This window comes from Mycobacterium sp. (assembly GCF_035570115.1).
GTDB lineage: Bacteria > Actinomycetota > Actinomycetes > Mycobacteriales > Mycobacteriaceae > Mycobacterium.
In genome coordinates this window covers 21232-45625 of record NZ_DATMLH010000259.1, presented here as the reverse complement: position 1 = coordinate 45625, position 24394 = coordinate 21232, and the positions used below count along the sequence as shown (strand labels likewise).

Genomic DNA, 24394 nt, shown 5'->3' with positions numbered 1-24394 from the left:
CTAGCCATCGAACCATGCGCCCGTCGCCGCTAATCAAGCGGTCGGCAGTCACACCTGCCACAGCAGTCTCGCTGCGGTGACATATGTGACCGACCGCGGACTAGGGTGTGTCGCGGCGGGCCAGTTTCGACGGCTTCGCCGTGCGCCAGTCCTCGACATCGGGCGGCAGTCCGACCGGGTACCTGTTCTCGTTGTGCGCCGCCCAGTGCGCATGCCCCAGCTCGTGAATGTGGAACGCGTGGCGCAACGCCTCGGTGAAACCCATCGCATCCGATGCCGCGTTCACCGAATCCTTGATCAGCAGCGCCGCCATCGTAGGCCGCTCGGCAATGCGGCGCGCGAACTCCAAGGTCTTGTCCTCGAGTTCGTCGAGCGGGAAGACCTTCGACACCATGCCGAGTCGGTAGGCCTCGTCAGCGTCCAGCGAATCACCGGTCAGCAACAGCTCTTTGGCTTTACGCGGGCCGAACTCCCAAGGATGCGCGTAATATTCGACACCGGGCATACCCATGCGAACACCGACCACGTCGCTGAACTTCGCATTGTCGGCGGCGACGATCAGATCACAGGCCCAGATCAGCATCAAACCCGCGGAAATCGCGTTGCCCTGTACCTGGGCGATGGTGATCTTACGCAGATCGCGCCAACGGCAGGTGTTTTGGAAGAAGTAATGCCACTCCTGGAGATACGTCTTCTCCGCGACGGCATCGCGGTTGGAGCCGTTTATCCGAAAGCTCGGTAGCTGCGCCGGTCCGGGCGCCCGTTCCGCCAACGCCAACTCCGAGCCCAAGTCGTGACCGGCGGAGAAATTCCTACCGCGCGCGGCCAAGATCACCACCCGAACGTCGTCGTCGGCCTCGGCGCGTAAGAACGCCTCGTCGAGTTGAACCAGCAGGCCACGGCTCTGAGCGTTGTGCGCCTCCGGCCGGCTCAGCCAGACCCGGGCGATGCGGCCGTCGTCGAGCGTTTCGTAGGACACCAGCTCTTCGGGCTGCCCGTCCACCGCGTTGGTGCCCACCTCGTTGGGGACTGCCATTCGCCACCTCACTCGCCTCGGTTGGGTGCTTACACATTACGGCCAGCCCGTAACGCGCCCGTCGGCGGGTTGCGACGCCCGCTGCGGGCGAATACGCACTTCGCATACAGTTATGACATGCCCGCTAAATCTGATCACCACGAAATCGAAGATGTGGCACCGCTGACTGACAGCACCGCAAGCCAAGCCAGGCGCGTAGTAGCGGCCTACGCGAACGACGCCGACGAATGCCGCATCTTCTTGTCGATGCTCGGTATCGGGCCGGCGAAAATCGAGGTCTAAATGCCCCCCGCGGGAGGCCAGCGCTCAAAGGTGTCTGCCGCCGGGGAGTCCGACTTCGTGGTGGTCGCCAACCGGCTGCCGATCGACATGGAGCGGCTGCCCGACGGGAGCACCACGTGGAAGCGCAGCCCCGGCGGGTTGGTTACGGCCTTGGAGCCGCTGCTTCGCCGCCGTCAAGGCGCCTGGGTCGGGTGGCCGGGGATTGTCGACGCCGACGAGGAGCCCATCGAAGCGGAGGACCTGCGGCTTCACCCGGTGCGTCTGTCCGCCGACGATGTCGCCGAGTATTACGAGGGATTCTCCAACGCCACGCTGTGGCCGCTCTATCACGACGTCATCGTCAAACCGCTCTACCACCGGGAATGGTGGGACCGCTACGTCGACGTCAACCGCCGATTCGCCGAAGCCGCTTCACGCGCCGCCGACCGGGGGGCGACCGTCTGGGTGCAGGATTACCAGTTGCAGCTGGTTCCCAAGATGCTGCGCGAATTGCGGCCCGACCTGACCATCGGCTTCTTTCTGCACATCCCTTTCCCGCCGGTCGAGCTGTTCATGCAGTTGCCCTGGCGCACCGAGATCGTGGAAGGACTACTGGGCGCCGACCTGGTGGGATTCCATCTGACCGGAGGCGCCCAGAACTTCCTGATTCTGTCCCGACGCCTGGTCGGCGCGAACACCTCCCGCGGCACGGTGGGTGTGCGATCGCGTTTCGGTGAGGTCGAGGTCGACGGGCGCACCACCCGCGTGGGCGCCTTTCCCATCTCGATCGATTCCAGCGAACTTGACCAGAAAGGTCGTGACCGCAACATCCGCAAGCGGGCCAGGGAGATTCGGGCCGAGGTCGGCAATCCCCGCAAGGTTCTGCTCGGCGTCGACCGGCTGGACTACACCAAAGGCATCGACGTGCGGCTCAAGGCCTTTGCCGAGCTGCTCGCGGAGGGCCGCGTCAAAGGTGACGACACCGTGCTGGTCCAGCTCGCCACGCCCAGCCGTGAGCGGGTCGAGAGCTACCAGAAGCTGCGCGAGGATATCGAGCGCCAGGTCGGCCATATCAACGGCGAATACGCCGAAGTCGGCCATCCGGTGGTGCATTATCTGCACCGCCCGGTCCCCCGGGACGAACTCGTCGCGTTCTTTGTGGCCAGTGATGTCATGTTGGTCACCCCGCTGCGGGACGGGATGAACCTGGTGGCCAAGGAATACGTCGCCTGCCGCAGCGACCTCGGCGGCGCACTGGTGCTCAGCGAATTCACCGGTGCCGCGGCCGAACTCCGGCAGGCCTACCTGGTCAATCCGCATGACACCGAAGGCGTCAAAGACGCGATCGAGACAGCACTCAATCAAACCGACGAGGAGGGGCGACGCCGAATGCGGGCGTTGCGCCGCCAGGTACTCGTCCACGACGTCGACCGCTGGGCGCGGTCTTTTCTCGACGCGCTGGCCGAGGCGCATCCGCAGAACAGTTGAATCGATGGTGGCACCGCGGGTGCGCTGGAATACTCTTCTCTACCTAGCCGGAAGGGAGCGCGAAGATGAGTACCTCCCGCGGCCTGACCGCCGCCGCCGTCATGGCGCTCGTGGCTCTCGGGACGGCGAGCCCGGCCCAAGCGCTCGGACCGCCACCGGACGGCTTATACAGCTTCAGCGAAGCCGGTGCGCCCGCCGCGACGTGGAAGATCGTGGCGCTGTGTGACGCCCCATCCCGCCAGCGAGCCATCCCCGACTTCACCGACCCGGTCATTGCGGCGGACCTCTGCGCGCTGAACGTCAACAGCACGACCGCCCGGGTGATCAGCCGTCAGGAGAAGCTAGTCAACTACAACGGCCGGGCCCGACTGACCAGCGATCTGTGGACCTTCCAGATAGACAAGTCCAACGGTGTCGCGTGTCCGAATGGCGGCACCGCGCCGTCGACGGATACCTATGCGTTCGACGACGTATCGCTGGCCGGCACCCACACGAGCATCCATGACGCCGTCTGCGGCCTGGAGCCGGGGATGACCAAGACGCCGTTCACGCTGGCGTTCCAAGCACCGCTGCCCAATCCCGTCGAGCGTTATCCGTTGGATTGCAACGAGATCGGGCAATGCCGCTGACGGGCTGGACGGCTAGATCGGCGTGATGTAGTTGATCAACCACTTGCCGCCGACCCGCTGATAGTCGACCCGCAACCGGCTGCCGTCGTAGAGCGGCTCCCGCGATTTGTCGGTCACAGTGCGGTTCATGTAGACCATTACCGATGCCGAATTACGTTGAGCTGCAATGACTCCCACGCCGACAACGTTTGCCTGCACGACCACCTCGCGCTTCTTTGCCTCCGGAATGATCTGCTGAGTGGCACTCTTTTCGAACTCGTGGCGATAGCTCGGTGTGAGCAGCGGATACGCGGCATCGAGGCTGCGCTCGACGGTTTGGTAGTCATAGGCGAATACCTGCGGGATTTCCTTGGCGGCCAACGGCGGGAGCACCGCCCGCGCCGACTGCTCACCGCGGGTCTCCACCCGTTCCCAATAGAACCAGCCGCCGACTGCGGCCAACCCGACGAAGGCAGTGGTCAGCAGGCTGACGGTGGCGGCGATCAACCACCGCATCAATTGCCCCCGTCCGGATACTTCAGGTCATAGCCGGTCATTCGGCCGTTGTCGTCCTCGTGCACGATGACGCGCATCCGGTAGGGCTCGGACGGCTTGTTGACACCGTTCATGTCGGTGACGGTCACCCGCACCGACACCAGGACCGAGGCATTGTCGGTGACGTTGTCGATGCCCTCGAGCGCGGCGCCGTTGACGACCGCCTCCGATGTCGCGTCAGTGTGACGGAATAGCGCTTTGATGTTCTCGACGTTGTTGTTGGAACTGAGCATGCCCCGCAACGGCCCGCTGGTGCCGTCGACGAACCGGGCCACGCTCTGGTCGATGTTGTCCGGCGTGTAGCTGAACATGTTGACCACGGTCTGGGTGGCGGTGTCGACGAAGCGCTGGGCGCGGGCCTGTTTGGCGTCCACGTGGCGCTGCTGGTAGATCTCCACCGCCAGGCCCGCGGCCAGCACCGCGATCCCGACCAGCGCGGCTGCCAGCGCGATAAAACCGACCAGCCGACTGTGTGCGAGGCGCCGTGGCGGCGGACCGACCGGCCTGGGTCGCCGCCTGACCGGTTCGGGCGGTGCCTCGACCCGGACCGTCGCGGACGCTGCCTCACCGCCGGTCGGGCCGGCTGCCCGCGACGCCCGCCGTCGCACGGGCCGCGTCGCCGACTCCGCTTCGGTCACGACTGCCTCGGATCACGCATCAGGTCCACCCAGTTCTCGGCGCTCGATACTCTGCCGGGCGCGAAGATACCAGTGCCTCCAGCCGGGTCCTGGAAAACTCCCGTGCTCTGGTCGTAGGTGGAGTAGGCCGTGCCGTTGGCCTGCGGCACCGGGCCGGGCGGCGGGCCCCACGGCTTCTCCGGCGGCGGGTACGGTGCCGGCGGCGAGAGGCCTTCCGGTGGCGGCGGCGCTGGAACCGCCTTCGGGAACGGAATCGCGGGCGGCTGCGGCGGGTACGGCGCGGGAGGTATCCACGCCTGTCGGCCATCGGTGCCGCCGGTGTTCGGCGGAGGCGGCGTCGGGAACGGCTGGTTGGGGGCCGGACCGGGTCCCGCCACTACACCGGGCGGGAGCGGCCCGGCGATCGGGGTGCCAGGATCGGGGTCGGCTCCCGGCGGGATGAACGGGTACTTGTTGGGCGGCAGAATATTCAGGCCATTGGTCACCGGGGTGCCGTACGGGATCGGCGGTCCGCGCCACGGGTTGGTGCCGGTCGGCACATAGCCCTTCGGGTCGCGGCACAGCGCCACGGTCGGTGCCCGCTTGCCTGGGAACTCCTGGCATGGGTAGTTGCGCGCCCCACGCACCGTCGATCCGTCGTTTTGGGCGGTCTTGCAGTACATGTCGGTCGGAATTTCCCGAAGCGTCTCGTCGGCCGGAGTCCGGATCAACGGCGGCGGGATGAAACCGGTGTTGCACGGCGGCGGGTCGATGTTGATCTTGAAGTCCAGCTTGGCGCCCTCATCGAGGGGTTCACCGTTGGCTGCGGTGATGAGCGCGGCGAACAGCGCCGGCAACACCACCAACAGCTGCTCGATCGATTTGTGGTAGATGACGCCGACCCGGCCAAGATTCGCCAGGTTGGCCGCCAGCATCGGGAACGACGGCCGGATACCGGTGAACGCGGTATTGGCCTCGTCGGCGACGGGCGGGACCACAGCCAACAAGTTGCGCAGCTGCGGGTCGGCTTGCCGCACTTCGGAAGTGAATCTCGCCAGTCCGTTGGACAGCGACTTGATGTCGTTGCCGGAGCGGATCTGGGCTTGCAGGAACGGCCCCACCTGATCGATCAACTGCGAGGTCTGTGGATAGGCGGCATTGGCCTCGTCCACCAACAACCGGGCCGATTCGATCAGCCGGGCCAACTCCGGACCGGATCCGTTGAACGCGGTGAAGGTTTCGTGCAGCAGCTCACGCAGCCGGGTGTCGGCGACGCTGTTGACCAGTGTCTCGGACTGATGCAGCAGCGTGGCGATGTCCACGCCGATCCGGGTGTCGTCTCGATCGATGCGGGATCCGTTGTGCAGCTTGGTCGTTGCCGGATGATCCGGCGGCACCAGGTCGACGTACTGCTCGCCGATCGCCGACACGCTCTTCACGGTGGCGGTGACGTTCGACGGCACCCCGGTGCCGCTGTTCAGCCGCATGACCGCGTCGACGCCGTGCTGGTTGAGCCCGACCGACTCCACCCGGCCTACCTCGACGCCGCGATAGGTGACGTTGGCGTTCTTGTACAGACCGCCGCCGGCGACGAAGTCGGCGGTCACCCGGTAAGTGCCGACACCCAGCGCGGCCGGCAGCCGCAGGTAGAAGATCGCCATGATGGCGACCGTGACCACCGTGACCACCCCGAAGATGGCCAGTTGGGCTTTCGTTAAGCGGTCCAGCATCAGTTGTTCCCTGCCGGCGTGCCAGGCGGAATCTTGAACGGGTCGGCAGCCTGTCCGGACAGGTTGGCCATCTCCCCGAGCAGGAAGTCCGGCGGGTTCAGAATGTCCTTCATGTGCAGCATGTTCGGGTCCAGCGGCCACGATGTGGTGAAGAACGTCTCCCCGAGTCGCCGCACGGTGAGGTCGAATGTGGTGAACACGTTGAGGTAGTCACCACGCACCGCCTGCTTGATACCGAAGTTCGGGAACGGGAACGTCAGCAATATCTGGAGTGACGAGATGAAGTTTTTGCGGTTGTCGGCCAGCGCCTTGGTGGCCGAGTACAGGCTTTTGAGGTCCTCGGCAAAGTCGACCTTGGTTTGCGCGAGCACGTGCGACGCGACGGTCGCCACCTTCTTGAGCGCGGCAAACGCCTCGACGATGTTGTCCCGGTTCTTGTTGAGTACCAACAGCGCGCCCGGCAGCGAATCAAGTGTTCGCCCCAGGCTGTCTTTGTTGCTCGCCAGGATTGCCGAGAACCGGTCCAAACCGTTGATGGCACCGATGATGTCGTTGACTTGCCTGTTCAATCCCGCTGTCAGCTCGGCGAGCCGCGGTACCAGGTTGACGAGCTGACTTTCCCGGCCCGCGACAGCCTGGTAGCTCTCGTCGGTGATCTCTTGCAGCGCACCGAGATTGCCTTTGTTGACGACAACGCCGAGTGCGGAGAGCACTTCTTCAGTGGTGGGATAGCGACTGGTACGTGACTCCTGGATGGTCGAGCCGTCGACCAGCCGGCCCACCGGCGTCTGGTTTGTCGGGGCGGCCAGCTCGACATGCTGAGAGCCGAGCAGCGAGGTCTGCGCCACCCTGGCAATCGAATTCGACGGCAATTTCACGTTGCGGTCCAGTGCCAATTTGACTGCGGCAAAGAAGCTCCCGTCCGGGCGCTGCCTCGCATCGATTCCCGACACACTGCCAACTGTGACGTCGTCGACCATGACCGGTGAGTTCTGCGGCAGTGTTGCCACGTCTGCCAAGTCGACGGTGATCGAGTAGGAACCGGGGCCGTGGCCGGCGGTCCCGGGCAGCGCGACCGAGTTCAATCCGCCGAACTGGCAGCCGGCAAGCAGCGCGCTGCCCACCACTAATACGCCGCCGCGCAACCAGATCCGGCTCATCGTCCGGCCCCCTGCTCTGCCGGCAGCGGAGCGGAGGGTGCCAATACGGCCTGGGGCGGACCTGGCCGCGGACCGAATGGCACCGTCGGGGACGCAAGGGCAGGAGGCACGGCGGGCGGGGCACGGTTCGGCGCGGCCTGCGGAACCAACAGGGCCTGCAGGTCCGAGGCATTGGGCGGGTGAACTCCTGGTGCCGGGATCCATTTCAGGTCAGGAATCGGCGTCTGCGCCTTGGCTTGGGTGGCCGGCGTGTCGTAGATGATCTGGCCCTTATACGCGGTGATCGAGTTGATCGGGTGGAACATGATCGGCGGGTAATTGAACGTCAGCCGGCGCAGCGGCGGCCCCAACCGCTCCCGACAGACCTCTGCGCGCTTGTAGTACTCCGGTCCGGACAGTCCGGCCGCGGTATCGAACGAGCCGCCGCAGATGAATTGGACGGGGTTGGAGAATTCAGGAATCGAGATCAGGCCGTTCAACGTGCCCTGAGCGGGGTCGTAGATGTTGTAGAAGTTGGCGATGCCGGGGCCTGCCACGTGCAGCACCTGTTCGATGTCCTCGCTCTGATCGCTCAGCACCTTGGTCAGGTCGTTGAGTTTGTCGACCGTCCCGATCAGTGTCGAATTGTTCTGCTGCAGAAACCCTTTCACGTCGACAAGCGCCTGGTTGAGAGTTCCCAGGGTGTGATCCAGATGCGTCGAGCTGTCGGCGAGCACCTGCGAAACCGATGCCACGTGTCCGGCGAACGAGACGATCTGTTCGTTGCTGGATGACAGCGCACCGACCAACACCTGCAGGTTCTTCACCGTGCCGAAGATGTCGCCACGTGAATCCCCCAGTCGACCGGCAACCTGCGAGAGCTCGCGGAGCGCGTTGTGGAATGAGTCGCCGTTGCCGTTGAACGTGTCCGCGGCCTGGTTGATCACTTTGCCCAGCGGTCCCTGCAGCTGTCCGGCTGCCGGACTCAGCTGCTTGGCCAGATCCGTCAGTGCCCCTTTGACCTCGTCCCATTCCACCGGCACCGCGGTGCGTGACAGCTCGATACTGGCCCCGGCAGGCATCGCTGGTCCGCCGGTGTAGGCGGGGGCGAGCTGGATGTAACGCGCCGCAACCAGGTTGGGCGCCATAATGACCGCCTTGGCGTCCTGGGGAATTCTGACATTGCGGTCCACCGACATGGTGATCTTGACGTCGTCAGCGCGCGGCACGATCGAGTCGATCTTGCCCACCGGCACGCCGAGAATCCGGATCTGATCCCCGGGATACAGGCCGACCGCTGAGGTGAAGTAGCCGACGATCTTGTTCCCGGTCCGCGCGGGCCACACCAAATACGCACCCACCGCGAGAAAAACGGCAAGCAGCACGGCCAGCGCCAGCCGCGTGCCGCGGCGACGTTCCTTGATCGCGGAGAACACGGTCATGGCGACTGCGGCCTGATCCGCCAGCGCTCCTGCACTAGCCCGCGCAGATAATCCGCGAAGCTGTTCGGGAGCTTGCCGGGCTGGAAGACGGCGTCGAACAGCATCCCGACGATCGGAGACGGCACCACGCCGTAGACATTCACATTGAACCCCGGTCCGGAGCCGACCACCTCGCCGAGCGTGGTCGCGTACGGGGGCAAACGTTTCAGCGCCTCGCTGATGTAGTCGCGGCGCTCGTTGAGATCGTCCAGTACCGTGTTGAGCTTGCTGAGGGCCGGACCGAACTCCCTGCGGTTATCGGCGACGAAGCCGGAAAGCTGTTGCGAGACATCGTCGATGCCGCCGATCAGCTCCGCCAGCGCAGCTCGGCGCGCATCGAGCGCGGCGAACAATTGCGTACCGTCTTGGATCAGCTTGTTGACCTGCCCGGCCCGCTCGGAGAGCACCGCTGTCACCGACTTGGCATGTGCCAACAGACTTTCCAACGCCTCATCGCGCCGGTTTAACGTACGCGACAGCGAGGTCACCCCGTCCAGCGCGCCACGCAGCTGCGGGGTGGCGTCGTGCAGCGCGTCGGTGAGAACGTGTAGTGATTTCTCAAACTGGGCCTTGTCCAAATCGCCGGCGTTGCCGCCCAGATCCTCGAGCGCAGAGCCGAGGGTGTACGGCGTCGTGGTGCGGGTCAACGGGATGGTGGTCGCACTACCAGTTCCCGCCGGGGTCACCGCGATCGAGCGCTGACCGAGGATGGTTTCGGTGCGAATCGCGGCCAGTGATTGGTTGCCGACGGTGACGTGGCTATCGATGGTAAAGGTGACTTTGGCGCTGTCTCCGGCCAATCCGAGTGATTGCACCTTGCCGACCTTGATCCCCGACACGTAGACGTCGTTTCCGGGCGTGATCCCGCCGGCGTCTCTGAAGTAGGCGGTGTAACCCCGGCCCTGCGGCCAGAACGGCAAACCGGTGTAGCCGAAAGCCACCAATATGACGCAGAACACCAGCACCACCCCGAAGATGCCGGTGCGGAGCGGATCGCGAACATCTGCCTTACTTGGCAAAAGCGCACCTCCCCTTGCTCGGATCGGGCTGGCCGCCCATTCCGATCTGGATGTCGCTACCGGCAGGCCCGTTGATCTTCAGCGACACCGCGCAGAAGTAAATGTTGAAGTAGGCGCCGTAGGCGCCAAGCGCGGACAGCCGCAGATAATCCTCGCCGAGCTGCTCGATGTCGTTGTTGACCTCGGGCATACGATCGGCGATCTCGGTGCTCAGTGGTCGGACGTTCTCGATGTTGCCCTGCAACGGCCGGCGTCCGCGCTTCAGAAACTCGGTCAGATCCGACGTCGTCGACGCCAGCGGCGGGATGGCGCCGGCCACCGCGTCGCGGCCCTGCGCCAACCCGGTGATCAGCTTCTGCAGCTCATCGACGCTGGCAGAGAACTGCGCTCCCTTGGCGTCAACGGTGGTCAACACAGCGTTGAGGTTGTTGATCACATCGCCGATCACCTGGTCGCGGGCACCCAGCGTCGACCCGAAGGCGTTGGTGTCGGCCAGCAGGTTGGACAACGCACCGCCCTGGCCCTGCAGCAGCTCGATCACGTAGCTGCTGACCGTGTTGATCTTGTTGGCGTCCAAGCCCTTGAGCACCGGCCGCAGGCCACCGAGCAACGCGTCGAGATCCAGCGCCGGCTGGGTGTGCGACTGATCGATAGTCGCGCCCGGCCGCAGCTTTCGCAGTTCGCCCGGGCCTGAGGTGATTTCGAGGAAGCGGTCACCGACGAGGTTGTCGTAGCGGATCACCGCGCGCGTCGATGAGTACAGCGTGTACCGCTTGTCTACCGTGAAGGCCACGTCCACCGTGTTGTTCGGGTTGAGCTTAACGTCCTTGACCGAACCCACCGGCACCCCGGCGATGCGGACCTTCTGGCCGCCCTTCAACCGCGTCGCGTCAATGAAGTTGGCGTGGTACGTGTTTGACGGACCGAAGCGGAACTCCCCGAATATCACCACCAGGCCGACCGCCACCAACACCATGGTGATGGTGAAGATGCCGACCTTCACCATCATCGAGCGGTGCGACGCGTAGCCGTCGGCCATCAGAAATCGTCCCGTTCGGCAAACGAGCCGTGGAACAGCCACTGCAGCGTCGACGGTGCGTCCACCTGCATCTCAGTAAACGGCTCGTACGGGATGTTGGCATTGTCGGTGACGAGGAACGGCGCGCGGAACCAGGACCCGCCGGTCTGCTTGGTGGGTATGTCGGGCAGCCCGCGGCAGTTCGGCCCGCCGGAGGCGTTGACGATTGGCAGGCTCTCCGGGTACGTGTACGACGGCGCGCCCAGGATGAAACTCGACGAGGTGAACAGGCCCGCTTTTTTGACACCCAACACGGGCGCGAATTCCTGGAGACCCCGCGCGATACCGGCAAACAGGCAGCCGAATTCCGGCGAGTAGTCGCCGGCGACCTTCAGCGGGGCACGAAGCCGTTTGAGGGCGTCGATGAGATCCTGCTCGGCTGGCGCCAATGTGTCATAGGCGTTGTTGGACAACCCGATTGCCGCCAGCAGGCTGCGATTGAGATTGCTCTGCTGGTCCACGACGGTCCTGGCGATCGTCGGCGTGTTGTTGAACACGGTGACCAGGTCGGGCGCCGCGTCGGCGTAGATGTTGGCCACTGCGGACGTCTTGCGGAAATCCTGCTGCAGGGTCGGCAGTTGCGGATTTAGTTGCTGCGTCAGGGTATTCAGCCCCGACAGCAGGTCGCCCAGGTCGTTGCCGTGTCCCCGCAGTCCTTCCGCGAGTGCGCTCAGCGTCCCATTGAGTTCGACGGGGTCGATCTTGTGCAGCAGGTCGGTGAGCGACTGAAACAGTGTGTTGACTTCCAGTGAAACCGCCGAGGCTGCCAAGTGGGCGCCGGGGCTGAGCGATGTCGTCAACGGTGTTTTGGGCGGAATGAAGTCCACCGACTTGGCACCGAAAATCGTGTTGCTGGCGATGTGAACCGCTGCGTTGGCGGGAATGTAGCGTAGCTCCCCGCTGTCGATCGCCAACTTCAGCTGCGCCTGATCGTCGGTGTAGCTGATGTTGTCGACCTTGCCGATCTGGATCCCGCGGTATTTGACCTTGCCGCCGCGGTCCATCTCCAGCCCGACGCGCGGCGCGGTGACGGTGACGGTGTCGATCGAGGAAAAAGCCGCGGTGTAGGACAGGTAGGTCAGCACCGCAAACGCCGCCAACAGAGAGGCCAGCAGCGCCGCTGCCAGCCTGACATGTGTGCGTCGTGCGCCGGTGCTTGCCAATACTCCCCCTTCGCCTAATAGCCCGGTTTCTCCTCATCGCGCTGCGCGCTCTGCATCGTCGCCGGGCTCACCCCGAGAGGTTGAAATTACCGGATGCGCCGTAGACAGCCAGCGAGATGAACAAAGTAATAACGACGACGACGATCAGCGATGTCCGCACCGCCTGGCCTACCGCTAGACCCACACCCACCGGGCCGCCAGAAGCGTTGTAGCCGTAGTAGGTATGGATCAGCATCACCCCGATCGACATCACGATGGCTTGCAGGAACGACCACAGCAGATCGGTGGGTATCAGGAAGGTGCTGAAGTAGTGGTCATACAAGCCGGCCGACTGGCCGTTGATGAACACCGTGGTGAACCGTGCGGCGAAAAACGAGGCCAGCACCGCCAGCGAGTACAGCGGGACGATCGCGATCAAACCCGCGATCAGCCGGGTGGACACCAGATAGGAAACCGAGTGCACGGCCATCGCCTCGACGGCGTCGATTTCCTCGGCGACCCGCATCGCGCCCAGCTGGGCGGTGGTGCCGGCGCCGATGGTGGCGGCTAGCGCGATACCCGCCACCACGGGAGCGACGATGCGGACATTGAGAAATGCTGACAGGAATCCGGTCAACGCCTCGATACCGATGTTGCCCAGTGACTCGTAGCCCTGCACCGCGATCACACCGCCGGACGCCAACGTCAAAAACGCTGCGACACCTACTGTTCCGCCGATCAGGACCAGCGCGCCGGTGCCCATCGTCATCTCGGCGATGAGCCGGATCGTCTCCTTCCGGTACCGGGTGAGCGCATTCGGGATGTAGCGGATCGATTCGCCGTAGAACAGCGCCTGCTCGCCGAAACTGTCGACCGGTCCGGCGAAGCGGGAGAGAAAGCGGCGGATGCGCACCGTGGCGTCGTAACTCATGCGCGCCACTCCACAATCCCGCCGTTGCCGGGATCTTCGTCATCGTCGCGACTCACCTCGTCACCGCGCCAGCACTCGAACGCCGATCGCCGTCATGATCACGTTGATCACGAACAGGCAGATGAACGCGTACACCACCGTCTCGTTGACGGCGTTTCCGACGCCCTTTGGTCCGCCCTTGACCGTCAGACCCCGGTAGCAGCCGACCAGGCCGGCGACGACGCCGAACAACAGCGCCTTGATTTCGGAGAGCACCAGTTCGCCGAGGTGGGTGAGCACCGTCAGGCCGTTGACGAACGCCCCCGGGTTCACGCCCTGTAGCAAGACGGAGAACACATAACCCCCGGCGATGCCGATCGCCGACACCAACCCGTTCAGCAGCAGCGCGACGAACGTCGACGCCAACACCCTGGGCACCACCAGGCGCTGGATCGGATCGATGCCCAGCACCCGCATCGCGTCGATTTCCTCGCGGATGGTGCGGGCGCCCAGGTCGGCGCAGATCGCGGTGGCACCCGCGCCGGCCACCACCAACACGGTGACGACGGGCCCCAGCTGGGTGATGGTTCCGAATGCGGTACCCGCCCCGGACAGGTCGGCGGCGCCGATCTCGCGCAACAGAATGTTGAGGGTGAACGCCACCAGGACCGTGAACGGGATGGAGACCAACAGGGTCGGGATCAGCGAGACCCGGGCGATCATCCAGGTCTGGTCGAGGAACTCACGGAACTGGAATGGTCGACGGAAGATGGCGCGAAAGGTCTCCAGCGACATTTCTACGAACCCGCCCACGGCCCGGGCCGGGACCGCGAGCTGTTCGATCAACCTGGTTCCCCTCTCGCGCGGGTGTCTGCAAGTTCGACAGCGATTCCTCCGCGTCCCGGTTGGCGCCGTCCTGATTTCCTGGCGTGCAGACGGCGCTCCGCGTGAGCCGGATCATCCTAACTAGAACAAGTTCGGCGTGTCAAAGAACGGCAAATTAGACAAAAGTTAGTAGTTTTGCCAGGTCAGGGCTTTTGTGATGCAGTTCATTCTGTAACGTGTTCTAGTTGTTGCGAACTGGACGGGGTGTCTTGCGGTCCGGATCATCACTCCAATAGCCAGGTCGCCCCGAAATTCCGTTTCGGGTCGCGCTCGGCAAAGTAATCCTGCAGCGTGGCGCTGAGTTCCTGCGCGTCCCAGGCCTGCGCGTCTGCGGTGAACCGGTGCTCGAGGCTGGGCGCCGACAAAAGCGTCACCTGTGGTCCATAGACGACAAAAACCTGGCCGTTGACCGCTTCGGCTGCAGGCGAGGCGAGGAAGCGGACCAGCGTGACCACGTGCTCGGGCGAGAGGGGATCGATCTCGCCGTCACCGACCTCGTGCGCCTCGCCGAACACGCCGGCGGTCATCGCGGTCCGGGCGCGGGGAGCGATCGCGTTTGCGCAAACTCCGTAACGGCCGAGCGCCCTGGTGGCCGACAGGGTCAGCGCGATGATGCCCGCCTTGGCGGCGCCGTAGTTGGCCTGCCCCACCGGGCCGGTGACCCCCGCCTCCGAGGAGGTGTTGATGATGCGGCCGTAGACCGATCCGGCCGATCCCCCAGCGTCCTTGGCTTTCTGCCGCCAATAGGTGGCCGCGTTGCGGGTCAGCAGAAAATGGCCGCGCAGATGCACGGCGATCACCGCGTCCCAGTCGTCGTCGGACATGTTGAACAGCATCCGGTCGCGGGTGATGCCGGCGTTGTTGACCACGATGTTCAAGCCCCCGAGCCCATCGGCGGTGCTGACCATCTCGTCGGCCGTCGCGCGTTGGCTGATGTCGCCGGAGACCGCGACCGCCTTGGCGCCGGCGGCGGTGATCTCGTCGATGACGTCGGAGGCATCCAGCGCGGCGGCGATGTCGTTGACCACGACGGTCGCGCCGGCACGGGCCAAGCCGATCGCTTCGGCGCGGCCCAACCCTGCGGCCGCACCGGTCACCACCGCGACCTTTCCGGACAGATCGGTCGCTTTCGTGCTGCTCGTCAATTTATGAATACCTCTAGTCTTCGCGTTTCAGGGCGGCTCGCGGGCATTCGGCGATCGCCTGCTCGGCCAGCGCCTCCTGGTCGGCGGGGACCGGGTCGGTCTTCACTACGGCGTAGTCCTCATCGTCAAGATCGAAGATATCCGGCGCGATTCCCAAGCACACCGCGTTGCCCTCGCAGCGGTCGTGGTCGACTATCACCCGCACGGCGTCCTCCTAAAACGTGGGCTGTGACTGCGTAGGAACCCACCATACGACCAGCCGCGAACGCGTTCGGCGTGACGGTCGCTGGACCCTCAGACTAGAACGTGTTACAACCAGGGTGGCGAATGGGTAGCCATTGATGCAGGCTGCCGCGCACTCAACCCACGACTGGAGGGTGGCCGGAATGCGCATCAGTTATACCCCCGAGCAGGAGGAGCTGCGTCGCGAGCTTCGGGCGTACTTCGAGAAGCTGATCACCCCGGAACGCCGCGAAGCATTGAGCTCGACGTCAGGTGAGGTCGGCGAAGGCAACGTCTACCGCGAGACGGTCGCCCAGATGGGCAAGGACGGGTGGCTCACCCTGAACTGGCCTAAGGAGTACGGCGGCCAGGACCGCTCACCGATGGACTCGCTGATCTTCACCGACGAGGCCGCGATCGCCGGCGCACCGGTGCCGTTCCTGACCATCAACAGCGTCGCGCCGACCATCATGGCCTTCGGTACCGAGGAGCAGAAGAAGTTCTACCTGCCCAAGATCGCTTCGGGGGACCTGCACTTCTCGATCGGCTACTCCGAGCCCGGTGCCGGCACCGACCTGGCCAACCTGCGGACCACCGCTGTGCGCGACGGCGACGACTACGTGGTCAACGGCCAGAAGATGTGGACCAGCCTGATCTCATACGCGGACTACGTCTGGCTGGCCGCGCGCACCAACACCGAAGCCAAGAAGCACCGCGGGATCTCGATGCTGATCGTGCCAACCAGCTCGGAGGGTTTCTCATGGACGCCGGTGCACACCATGGCGGGTGTGGACACCAGCGCCACCTATTACCAAGATGTCCGCGTCCCGGTCGCCAACCGGGTCGGCGAGGAGAACGGCGGCTGGAAGCTGGTCACCAACCAGCTCAACCACGAGCGCGTCGCGCTGGTATCGCCGATGCCGATCATCATGGCGCTCAACCAGGTACGGGACTGGGCGCAGAACACCAAGGACGCCGGCGGCGCTCGGCTCATCGATTCCGAATGGGTGCAGCTCAACCTGGCCCGGGTACACGCCAAGGTCGAGGTCCTCAAGCTGATCAACTGGGAGCTCGCGTCGTCGGACTCCGCCTCGCCGTCGCCCGCGGACGCCTCCGCGGCCAAGGTGTTCGGCACCGAATTCGCCACCGAGGCCTACCGGCTGCTAATGGAGGTGCTGGGTACCGCGGCGACCGTGCGTCAGAATTCCCCCGGAGCGTTGCTGCGCGGCCGAGTCGAGCGGATGCACCGGGCCTGCTTGATCCTGACGTTCGGCGGCGGCACCAACGAAGTGCAGCGCGACATCATCGGCATGGTGGCGTTGGGCCTGCCTCGAGCCAACCGCTAACGCAGAAGGATTCCCAAAGATCATGGACTTTTCGACCACCGAAGCCGCGCAAGATCTCGGCGATCTCGTCAACACGATCGTCGATTCGGTGTGCACGCCAGAGCATCAACGGCAACTCGACGATCTGGAGCAACGCTTCGACCGCCAGCTGTGGGGCAAGCTCATCGACGCCGACATCCTCTCCACCGCGACGCCGGAGTCGTTGGGCGGAGGCGGTTTTGGCGTGCTCGAACAGATGGCCGTACTCGTCGGTCTCGGCCGGCAACTTGCGGCCGTCCCCTACCTCGACTCCGTTGTTCTGGCGGCGGGCGCCCTCGCCCGGTTCGGTTCACCGGAACTTCAGCAGGATTGGGGCGAGCCCGCTGTCAGCGGCGCCAAGATCCTCACGGTCGCGTTGGACGGCGAGATGGGCGACGGGCCGGTGCAGGCCGCGCGTTCCGGTGACGGCTACCGCCTGTCCGGAACCCGCACCCAGGTCGGCTACGGGCCGGTGGCCGATGCGTTCCTGGTGCCGGCCGAAACCGATTCCGGTACCGCCGTTTTCCTGATTGCCACCAGCGACCCAGGAGTCTCGGTGACGACGCTGGAGACCACCGGGCTGGGCAGCATCGGGCACCTCCGGCTGGACGGGGTCGAGGTACCCGCCCAACGGGTGGTCGGCGGCGAGGACGTAGTCAGCTGGATCGCCACGCTGGATATGCTGGGCCACGCCGCTTTTCAGCTCGGTGTGCTGGACCGCGGGCTGCAGTTGACAGCCGAATACGCGCGGACTCGTGAGCAGTTCGACCGCCCGATCGGCAGCTTCCAGGCAGTAGGGCAACGGCTGGCCGACGCCTACATCGACGTCAAGGGGCTGCGGCTGACCCTGACCCAGGCCGCGTGGCGACTCAGCGAGGATCTGCCAGCCGACACCGAGGTCGCCACCGCGGCATTCTGGGCCGCCGACGCCGGACATCGGGTGGCGCACACCATCGTTCACATCCACGGCGGTGTCGGTATCGACATCGATCATCCGGTGCACCGCTACTTCCTGGCCGCCAAGCAAACCGAGTTCGCGGTGGGCGGGGCGACCGGGCAACTGCTGCGTATCGGTCGTGAGCTGGCGGACACCCCGGCCTAACCCTGTGACCGAACCGCTTCCAACCGTCGTCGACTTGCTCCGACCGCTCGTCGATGTCGAGGATCGGGGCGTCTACTTCGAGGATTCGTTCGTCAACTGGCGTGATCACCTCCGGCACGGTGCCGCGGTAGCGGCGACGCTGCGGGCGCGACTCGACCCGGCCCGGCCGCCACACGTCGGAGTGCTGCTGGAGAACACCCCGTTCTTCTCCGCGGTGTTGGTCGCCGCGGGCATATCGGGAATTGTGCCGGTTGGCCTCAACCCGGTGCGCCGCGGTCCCGCGCTGGCCCGAGACATCGCTCATGCCGATTGCCAACTGGTGCTGGCCGATTCGAATTCTGCTGCGACGCTGGGTGATATCGGCCACGTCAACGTCGACGCGGCGGAATGGGCCGACGAGGTGGCCGCGCGCCACGATGCCGAGATGGGATTCCAGTCGGCCCGGCCCGACGATCTGTTCATGCTGATCTTCACCTCGGGTACCAGCGGTGACCCCAAGGCGGTGATGTGCAGCCACGGCAAGGTGGCGATCGCCGGCGTGACGATGACCGACCGCTTCAGCCTTGACCCTTCAGATGTCTGCTATGCATCGATGCCGTTGTTCCATTCCAACGCCGTGCTGGTGGGATGGGCGGTGTCGTTAGCCTGCCGCGGTTCAATGGTGTTGCGGCGCAAGTTCTCCGCGTCCGGATTTGTGCCGGACATCCGCCGCTACGGCGCCACCTACGCCAACTACGTCGGCAAGCCGTTGTCCTATGTGCTCGCCCAGCCCGAGCGGCCGGACGACGCCGACAACCCGCTGCGGGCGGTCTACGGCAATGAGGGAGCGCCCGGAGATCTCGAGCGTTTCGCGGAGAGGTTCGGCTGCGTCGTCATCGACGGCTTCGGGTCGACGGAGGGCGGCGTGGCGATCAGCCGCACTCCGGATACCCCACCGGGTGCACTGGGTCTGCTGCCCGACGGCATCGAGATCCGCGATGTCGACACCGGTCAGCCCTGCCCGGTTGGCGTGGTGGGTGAGCTGGTAAACGTCAGCGGCCCGGGTCGTTTCGAGGGCTACTACAACGACACCGAGGCCAACGCGCAACGCATGGCAGGCGGCGTCTACCACAGCGGCGACCTGGCCTACCGTGACGAAGCCGGTTATGCGTACTTCACCGGCCGGCTCGGTGACTGGCTGCGCGTCGACGGGGAAAACCTGGGGACGGCGCCCATCGAGCGGGTGCTGCTGCGCCATCCGGACGTGACCGAGGTGGCGGTGTACGCGGTGCCGGATCCGGCCGTAGGCGATCAGGTGATGGCCGCGGTGGTGATGATGCCCGGCGTCGAGTTCGACGCGGACAAATTCCGTGCGTTCCTGGCCGCGCAGAGCGACCTGGGGCCCAAGCAGTGGCCGTCGTACGTGCGGGTCGGCGCGGCGCTGCCGCGCACCGCGACCTTCAAGGTGATCAAGCGGCAGCTGTCGGCCGAAGGCCTCGACTGCACCGATCCGGTGTTTCCCATTCGCCGTTAGTCACCGTCCCGGCGACGGTTGGCGTCGAACTAACCGAGGATTGACGGAACCACAGCGTCGATCAGGTGCGGTCCCGGTTCGGCGAAGGCCGTGCGCAACGCATCCGCGAATTCCTCGGCAGTGATGACACGCCGCGCCGGAACCCCCAGGCCCTCGGCTATCTTGACGAAATCCATACTGGGACGTGACAAATCGAGCAGATCAAGCGCTTTCGGACCCGGAGCTGAACCGGCTCCGACCCGCTGTAGCTCGATCCGCAGAATGTCGTAGGCACCGTTGTTGTAGATCACCGTGGTCACGTTCAGGTTCTCCCGCGCCTGAGTCCACAGACCCGAAATCGTGTACATCGCCGACCCGTCGGACTCCAGACACAGCACCGGCCGGTCGGGCGCGGCGACGGCTGCGCCCACGGCGGACGGAATGCCGAAACCGATGGCGCCGCCGGTGAGCGTGAGCCAGTCATGCGCGGGCGCGCCGGCCGTCGCCGCCGCCAGCGGCACACTCGACGTGTTGGACTCGTCGACGACGATCGCCCGTTCGGGCAGCAGGGCACCGATCACGTCGGCGACCGATGCGGCAGTGAGCGCACCTGACGGCAGCTGCGGCCGCGACGGCGCGGCGACGGCCGCAGTCGTGCCGGGCGCCACCTCATCGGCCAACGCCGCTAAAGCCGCTGCGGCGCCGATGTGTTCGGCGAGCACATGAACTTGGCAGCCCTCTGGCACCAGATCGCTCGCCTTGTCCGGATAGGCGAAGAACGACACCGGGGATGCCGCCCCGGCCAAGATCAGATGTTTGGCGCCATCGAGTTGAGCCGCGACGGCCTCGGCGAAGTAGGCAATCCGGTCGACCGCGGGAACGCCCGCGCCTCGCTCCAAGCGGGTGGGGAATACTTCGCAATACCAGCGGGCGCCGGTGGCGGCGGCGACCCGCGCCGCCGCGGTCAGCCCCGCCCCGCAGGTGGCGTCGCCGCCGATCAGGATCACCGTCGGTTCGCCGGATTGCAAGACTCTCGCGGCGACCTGCACGGCATCCGCGTCGACGGTCGGCGCGGGTCGAGCCGGGGCCGACTGGCTGGTCTGTGCGCCCTCTGTCCACGAAATATCCGCGGGCAGAATCAAAGTGGCGACCTGGCCGCCGCTTTGGCTGGTGGCGATGGCTTCGGCGGCATCAGTCGCGACATCACCGACGGATCGGCGCAGCCAGCCCGACACACTGCTGGCCACCGACTCGATGTCGGATTCCAGCGGGGCGTCGTACTTCTTGTGATAGGTGGCATGGTCGCCGACGACCACCACCATCGGCACCCGGGCGCGACGGGCGTTGTGCAGGTTGGCCAGGCCGTTGCCCAGCCCGGGGCCCAGATGCAGCAGCACCGCTGCGGGACGGCGGGCGATGCGGGCATAGCCATCAGCCGCGCCGGTCGCGACGCCCTCGAAAAGGGTTAGCACCCCGCGCATTCGCGGCACGGCGTCCAGCGCCGCGACGAAGTGCATCTCGGACGTTCCGGGGTTGGCGAAGCACACGTCGACGCCGCCATCGACGAGGGTATTGATAAGCGCCTGCGCGCCGTTCACAGTTGCACCTTTCGATCCTGCGAGAAGGAGGCCAGCATGGTCATCGCGGATCGACTGTAGACGCCCTCAGACGGCCATCGCGGCCCGGGCGACGGCACCCGTTCGACGTGCCGCCCTTATTCGAGCGAGCGGCCCGCACACCCCTGATTATCCAATCGGGGACCGGAACGTCGAGGCTCCGGTTCGGGTCATACTGTATGCCGAACCGGTCGCACCAATCGGTGCGCATCACGCAGTGACGTGAGCGGCATGCACATCGTCGGCCGGGCGCGCCTCGGTCTGCTCCTTGGCCCAGCGGTAGTCGGGTTTCCCGGCCGGTGAGCGCTTCACTTCGTCGACCAACCAAAGGCTGCGTGGCACTTTGTATCCCGCGATCTCGGCGCGCACGAAACTATCCAGCTCCGACAGCGTCGGCCGGGAACCGGGCCGGCCCTGCACCACGGCGGCGACATGCTGGCCGTAGCGGGCGTCCGGCACGCCGACCACCAACGCGTCGAAGACGTCGGGATGGCCCTTGAGCGCCGCTTCGACCTCCTCGGGGTAGATCTTCTCGCCGCCGCTGTTGATCGACACCGAGCCGCGGCCGAGCATGGTGACGGTGCCGTCCTGTTCGACCCGCGCATAGTCACCCGGAATGGCGTAGCGCACGCCATTGATGGTCTTGAACGTCTCGGCGGTCTTCTTCTCGTCCTTGTAGTAGCCGACCGGGATGTTGCCCTTCTTGGCGATCAGACCGCGCACGCCGGAACCGGGCTGCACTTCGTTGCCGTCCTCGTCGAGTACGACGGTGCGGTGATCGATCGTCACGCGCGGGCCGCCGCTGTGCGGCGCGTCCTTGGCGACGATGCTGGTGCCGCCGAAGCCGGTCTCCGAAGATCCGATGGAGTCGGTGATGACCCGGTTGGGCAGCAACTCCAGCAGGCGCTCCTTGATGCTCGGTGAGAACAGCGCCGCGGTGCTGGCGAGCAGGAACAGCGACGACAGATCGTACTTGGTGCCTTCGTCCTGATGCGCCAGCAATGCGTCGAGCAGCGGCCGCGCCATCGCGTCGCCGGTAAAGAACAGCAGGTTCACCTTGTGGTCGTGAATTCTCCGCCACACCTCGTCGGCGTTGAATTCCGGTGCGAGCACGGTGGTTTGGCCAGAAAAGATCGACATCCAAGTGGCCGACTGCGTGGCGCCGTGGATCATCGGCGGAATCGGATAGCGGATCATCGGCGGATTCTGCGCGGCGGCTTTGGCGAGGCCGTGCTCGTCTTTGACGAATTCGCCTGTGGCGAAGTCAGTTCCGCCGAACAGCACCCGGTAGATGTCCTCGTGGCGCCACATCACGCCCTTCGGGAAGCCGGTGGTGCCGCCGGTATACAGCAGGTAGATGTCATCGGCGCTGCGCTCACCGAAGTCACGTTCGGGCGAACTGTCCGCGACCGCCGCGTAGAACTCGAGACCGCCGTAACGCTGGAAATCGTTGTCGCTGCCATCTTCGACGACGAGGACCGTCTTGACGTTGGGGGTGTCCGGCAGCACGTTGGCGACCCGGTCGGCGTACTGGCGCTCGTGGACGAGCGCAACCATGTCGGAGTTGTCGAACAGGTAGCGAAGTTCGCCCTCGACGTAGCGGTAGTTGACGTTGACCAGGATGGCGCCGGCCTTCACGATGCCGAGCATCGCGATGACGATCTCGTTGCGGTTGCGGCAGTAGAGGCCTACCTTGTCGTCCTTCTTCACACCCTGGTCGAGAAGGTAGTGCGCCAGGCGGTTGGCCTTCTCCTCCAATCGGGCGTAGGTCAGCTGGTCGTCGCCGCAGATCAGGGCGACACGGTCGGGTACGGCGTCGATGGCGTGCTCAGCCAGGTCCGCAATATTCAGTGCCACGGACCCCAAATTAGAACGTGTTACATTTCCTGACAAGTCCGACGCCCGCATGGAGGAAGGCGATCACCCGTGAGCGAGTCCGAAAAAAACGCCGACGCCATCATTGAGCAGCGCGGACACACCCTGATCTTGACGCTGAACCGCCCCGAGGCCCGCAATGCGCTCTCTACCGAGATGCTCTCGATCATGGTCGAGGCGTGGGACCGCGTCGACAACGATCCCGACATCCGGTGCTGCATCCTGACCGGGGCCGGCGGCTACTTCTGCGCGGGCATGGACCTCAAGGCCGCAACCGCCCGGCCGCCGGGTGACTCGTTCAAGGACGGCAGCTATGACCCGTCACGCATCGACGCCCTGCTGAAAGGCCGTCGGCTGACCAAACCGCTGATCGCCGCGGTCGAGGGCCCGGCCATCGCCGGCGGCACCGAGATCTTGCAGGGCACCGACATCCGCATCGCGGGCGAAAGCGCCAAGTTCGGCATCTCGGAGGCCAAGTGGAGCCTGTATCCGATGGGCGGCTCGGCGGTGCGCCTGGTGCGGCAGATCCCCTACACGGTGGCTTGCGACCTGCTGCTGACCGGTCGGCACATCACCGCCGCGGAAGCCAAGGAGATCGGCTTGATCGGCCATCTCGTTCCCGACGGCGAGGCGCTGACCAAGGCGCTCGAGATCGCCGAGGTGATCAACAACAACGGGCCGCTGGCGGTCCAGGCGATCCTGCGCGCGATCCGGGAAACCGAGGGCTTGCACGAGAACGAGGCGTTCAAGATAGACACCAAGCTCGGCATCGCGGTATTCCTGTCCGACGACGCGAAGGAAGGCCCACTGGCCTTCAAAGAGAAGCGCACCCCGCAGTTCAAGGGCCGCTGAGGCGCCTGATTGCGTCGAGCGTGAAACTGTTGCCAGTTTTTCGCCGATTTCTGTCAGCAGTTTCACGTTCGGTGCACTGTCGATCCCGCGCGGCACTCCTTTCACGTGGGGGCACCATTCATCTAGCCCGGTCTGTTATTCAGGGTCTTTCCTCCCCTCGCTGGCGGATGGTTTATATCCGTACTCCGTCAGGAAAGAGAGGACTTGCTCGGCCGATACTTCGACGCATTCAGGCGTCAGCTTTTCTTCCCATTCGTGGGCTGCGCATTTATCGGACCAGGTTGATGAATAATCACGGCCGTCTATCCTGATGGCGCGAACGGGATTATGGTGTGTATGAATGAATGTTATCTCGACCTTGTGATTCAACTCTGGGAGTAAGTAACGTTGCACGATGTCGTGGAGTTCTTCAGCAAGGTCGTAGGGTGCATGAGAACCGTCATCGTATTCATAATCATATATTTCGAGAACGTCATCGGCGTATTCTGCAAGCACGTCACCGTCACCAAAGCCATATCTGCTTAAAAGTCCAAAGGTATATAGTCTCAGTGGTTCTTTAATTTCTTGCCTCTCTTCTTTATGCTGTTTCTGCATGGCTGTTCGGTGCTCTCACCGCGTAGTGCGACACTAACGGCCGCCGTGCGCGGCGGATGTAGGTCGCGTCGGCATCAGCTGACTTCGCCGCTGCGACGAGCACTGTCGTCACCGTCGACGGCAGCCGAATCGGTATTCAGTTGCCATTGAGTGGCCGTGCGGCTGTCGATTCGAAGGAGGTGC

Annotated in this window: 23 protein-coding genes; 7 read left to right on the top strand and 16 right to left on the bottom strand. The window is 64.9% G+C overall.

The genetic code is table 11. The features are described 5' to 3' along the window. Positions 1-100: 100 nt before the first annotated feature. Positions 101-1036 (bottom strand): enoyl-CoA hydratase, encoded by a 936-nt coding sequence (locus tag VNW74_RS24515; RefSeq protein WP_325681660.1) that lies wholly within the window; start codon positions 1034-1036, stop codon positions 101-103. 117 nt (positions 1037-1153) lie between these two features. Here VNW74_RS24515 and VNW74_RS24510 point away from each other — a divergent pair, with 117 nt between their 5' ends. From VNW74_RS24510 to VNW74_RS24500, 3 genes are all read left to right on the top strand, one after another. Further along, positions 1154-1318 carry a hypothetical protein gene (locus tag VNW74_RS24510; protein WP_325681658.1) on the top strand — a complete coding sequence of 55 codons (165 nt, stop codon included), beginning with the start codon at positions 1154-1156 and terminating at the stop codon, positions 1316-1318. Then, complete coding sequence (locus VNW74_RS24505) at positions 1319-2785, top strand: trehalose-6-phosphate synthase (RefSeq protein WP_325681656.1); 1467 nt, start codon at positions 1319-1321, stop codon at positions 2783-2785. 65 nt (positions 2786-2850) lie between these two features. Then, complete coding sequence (locus VNW74_RS24500; protein ID WP_325681654.1) at positions 2851-3414, top strand: hypothetical protein; 564 nt, start codon at positions 2851-2853, stop codon at positions 3412-3414. Positions 3415-3426: 12 nt separating this feature from the next. On the opposite strand, the gene VNW74_RS24495 is transcribed toward VNW74_RS24500, so the two are convergent. From VNW74_RS24495 to VNW74_RS24440, 12 genes are all read right to left on the bottom strand, one after another. Further along, a complete protein-coding gene (locus tag VNW74_RS24495; RefSeq protein WP_325681652.1) occupies positions 3427-3909 on the bottom strand; it encodes a mammalian cell entry protein in 483 nt (160 codons plus the stop codon). Further along, a complete protein-coding gene (locus tag VNW74_RS24490) occupies positions 3909-4586 on the bottom strand; it encodes a mammalian cell entry protein (protein WP_325681650.1) in 678 nt (225 codons plus the stop codon). Before VNW74_RS24490 ends, VNW74_RS24495 begins: the two co-directional genes overlap by 1 nt. Then, positions 4583-6295 (bottom strand): virulence factor Mce family protein, encoded by a 1713-nt coding sequence (locus VNW74_RS24485; protein WP_325681648.1) that lies wholly within the window; start codon positions 6293-6295, stop codon positions 4583-4585. Before VNW74_RS24485 ends, VNW74_RS24490 begins: the two co-directional genes overlap by 4 nt. After that, positions 6295-7455, bottom strand: a complete 1161-nt coding sequence (locus tag VNW74_RS24480; RefSeq protein ID WP_325681646.1) for an MCE family protein — start codon at positions 7453-7455, stop codon at positions 6295-6297. Before VNW74_RS24480 ends, VNW74_RS24485 begins: the two co-directional genes overlap by 1 nt. Beyond that, a complete protein-coding gene (locus VNW74_RS24475; RefSeq protein ID WP_325681644.1) occupies positions 7452-8876 on the bottom strand; it encodes a virulence factor Mce family protein in 1425 nt (474 codons plus the stop codon). Before VNW74_RS24475 ends, VNW74_RS24480 begins: the two co-directional genes overlap by 4 nt. Continuing rightward, positions 8873-9934, bottom strand: a complete 1062-nt coding sequence (locus VNW74_RS24470; protein WP_325681642.1) for an MCE family protein — start codon at positions 9932-9934, stop codon at positions 8873-8875. Before VNW74_RS24470 ends, VNW74_RS24475 begins: the two co-directional genes overlap by 4 nt. After that, positions 9924-10973, bottom strand: a complete 1050-nt coding sequence (locus tag VNW74_RS24465) for an MCE family protein (protein ID WP_325681640.1) — start codon at positions 10971-10973, stop codon at positions 9924-9926. The genes VNW74_RS24470 and VNW74_RS24465 overlap by 11 nt, the downstream gene beginning before the upstream one ends. Continuing rightward, positions 10973-12175, bottom strand: coding sequence for an MCE family protein (locus VNW74_RS24460; protein ID WP_325681638.1), 1203 nt, complete (start codon positions 12173-12175; stop codon positions 10973-10975). Before VNW74_RS24460 ends, VNW74_RS24465 begins: the two co-directional genes overlap by 1 nt. 67 nt (positions 12176-12242) lie before the next feature. Beyond that, positions 12243-13085 carry an ABC transporter permease gene (locus VNW74_RS24455; RefSeq protein WP_325681636.1) on the bottom strand — a complete coding sequence of 281 codons (843 nt, stop codon included), beginning with the start codon at positions 13083-13085 and terminating at the stop codon, positions 12243-12245. Between the two features lie 60 nt (positions 13086-13145). After that, positions 13146-13910, bottom strand: coding sequence for an ABC transporter permease (locus VNW74_RS24450; protein WP_325681634.1), 765 nt, complete (start codon positions 13908-13910; stop codon positions 13146-13148). Between the two features lie 263 nt (positions 13911-14173). Beyond that, positions 14174-15094 (bottom strand): 3-oxoacyl-ACP reductase, encoded by a 921-nt coding sequence (locus tag VNW74_RS24445; protein WP_325681632.1) that lies wholly within the window; start codon positions 15092-15094, stop codon positions 14174-14176. Positions 15095-15107: 13 nt separating this feature from the next. Next, positions 15108-15299 carry a ferredoxin gene (locus VNW74_RS24440; RefSeq protein ID WP_325681630.1) on the bottom strand — a complete coding sequence of 64 codons (192 nt, stop codon included), beginning with the start codon at positions 15297-15299 and terminating at the stop codon, positions 15108-15110. Positions 15300-15480: 181 nt separating this feature from the next. On the opposite strand from VNW74_RS24440, the gene VNW74_RS24435 reads away from it, so the two are divergent. Genes VNW74_RS24435 through fadD17 form a run of 3 tightly spaced genes read left to right on the top strand, consistent with a single transcriptional unit; the run spans position 15481 to position 19295 of the window. Continuing rightward, complete coding sequence (locus VNW74_RS24435) at positions 15481-16662, top strand: acyl-CoA dehydrogenase family protein (RefSeq protein WP_325681629.1); 1182 nt, start codon at positions 15481-15483, stop codon at positions 16660-16662. 22 nt (positions 16663-16684) lie between these two features. Then, positions 16685-17782 (top strand): acyl-CoA dehydrogenase family protein, encoded by a 1098-nt coding sequence (locus VNW74_RS24430; protein ID WP_325681628.1) that lies wholly within the window; start codon positions 16685-16687, stop codon positions 17780-17782. Between the two features lie 4 nt (positions 17783-17786). Continuing rightward, positions 17787-19295: a long-chain-fatty-acid--CoA ligase FadD17 gene (gene fadD17, locus VNW74_RS24425; protein WP_325681626.1), complete on the top strand. Its 1509-nt coding sequence runs from the start codon at positions 17787-17789 to the stop codon at positions 19293-19295. A gap of 29 nt (positions 19296-19324) precedes the next feature. Here fadD17 and VNW74_RS24420 read toward each other — a convergent pair whose 3' ends face one another. Further along, positions 19325-20872 (bottom strand): acetolactate synthase large subunit, encoded by a 1548-nt coding sequence (locus VNW74_RS24420; protein ID WP_325681624.1) that lies wholly within the window; start codon positions 20870-20872, stop codon positions 19325-19327. Between the two features lie 228 nt (positions 20873-21100). Further along, positions 21101-22798, bottom strand: a complete 1698-nt coding sequence (locus VNW74_RS24415; RefSeq protein WP_325681623.1) for an acyl-CoA synthetase — start codon at positions 22796-22798, stop codon at positions 21101-21103. A gap of 18 nt (positions 22799-22816) precedes the next feature. On the opposite strand from VNW74_RS24415, the gene VNW74_RS24410 reads away from it, so the two are divergent. Further along, entirely contained in the window at positions 22817-23617 is an 801-nt protein-coding gene (locus VNW74_RS24410) for a crotonase/enoyl-CoA hydratase family protein (RefSeq protein ID WP_325681621.1), read from the top strand. A 135-nt stretch (positions 23618-23752) separates the two neighbouring features. On the opposite strand, the gene VNW74_RS24405 is transcribed toward VNW74_RS24410, so the two are convergent. Next, on the bottom strand, positions 23753-24211 hold the full coding sequence (locus VNW74_RS24405) for a hypothetical protein (protein ID WP_325681619.1): 459 nt from the start codon (positions 24209-24211) through the stop codon (positions 23753-23755). Between the last annotated feature and the right edge of the window lie 183 nt (positions 24212-24394).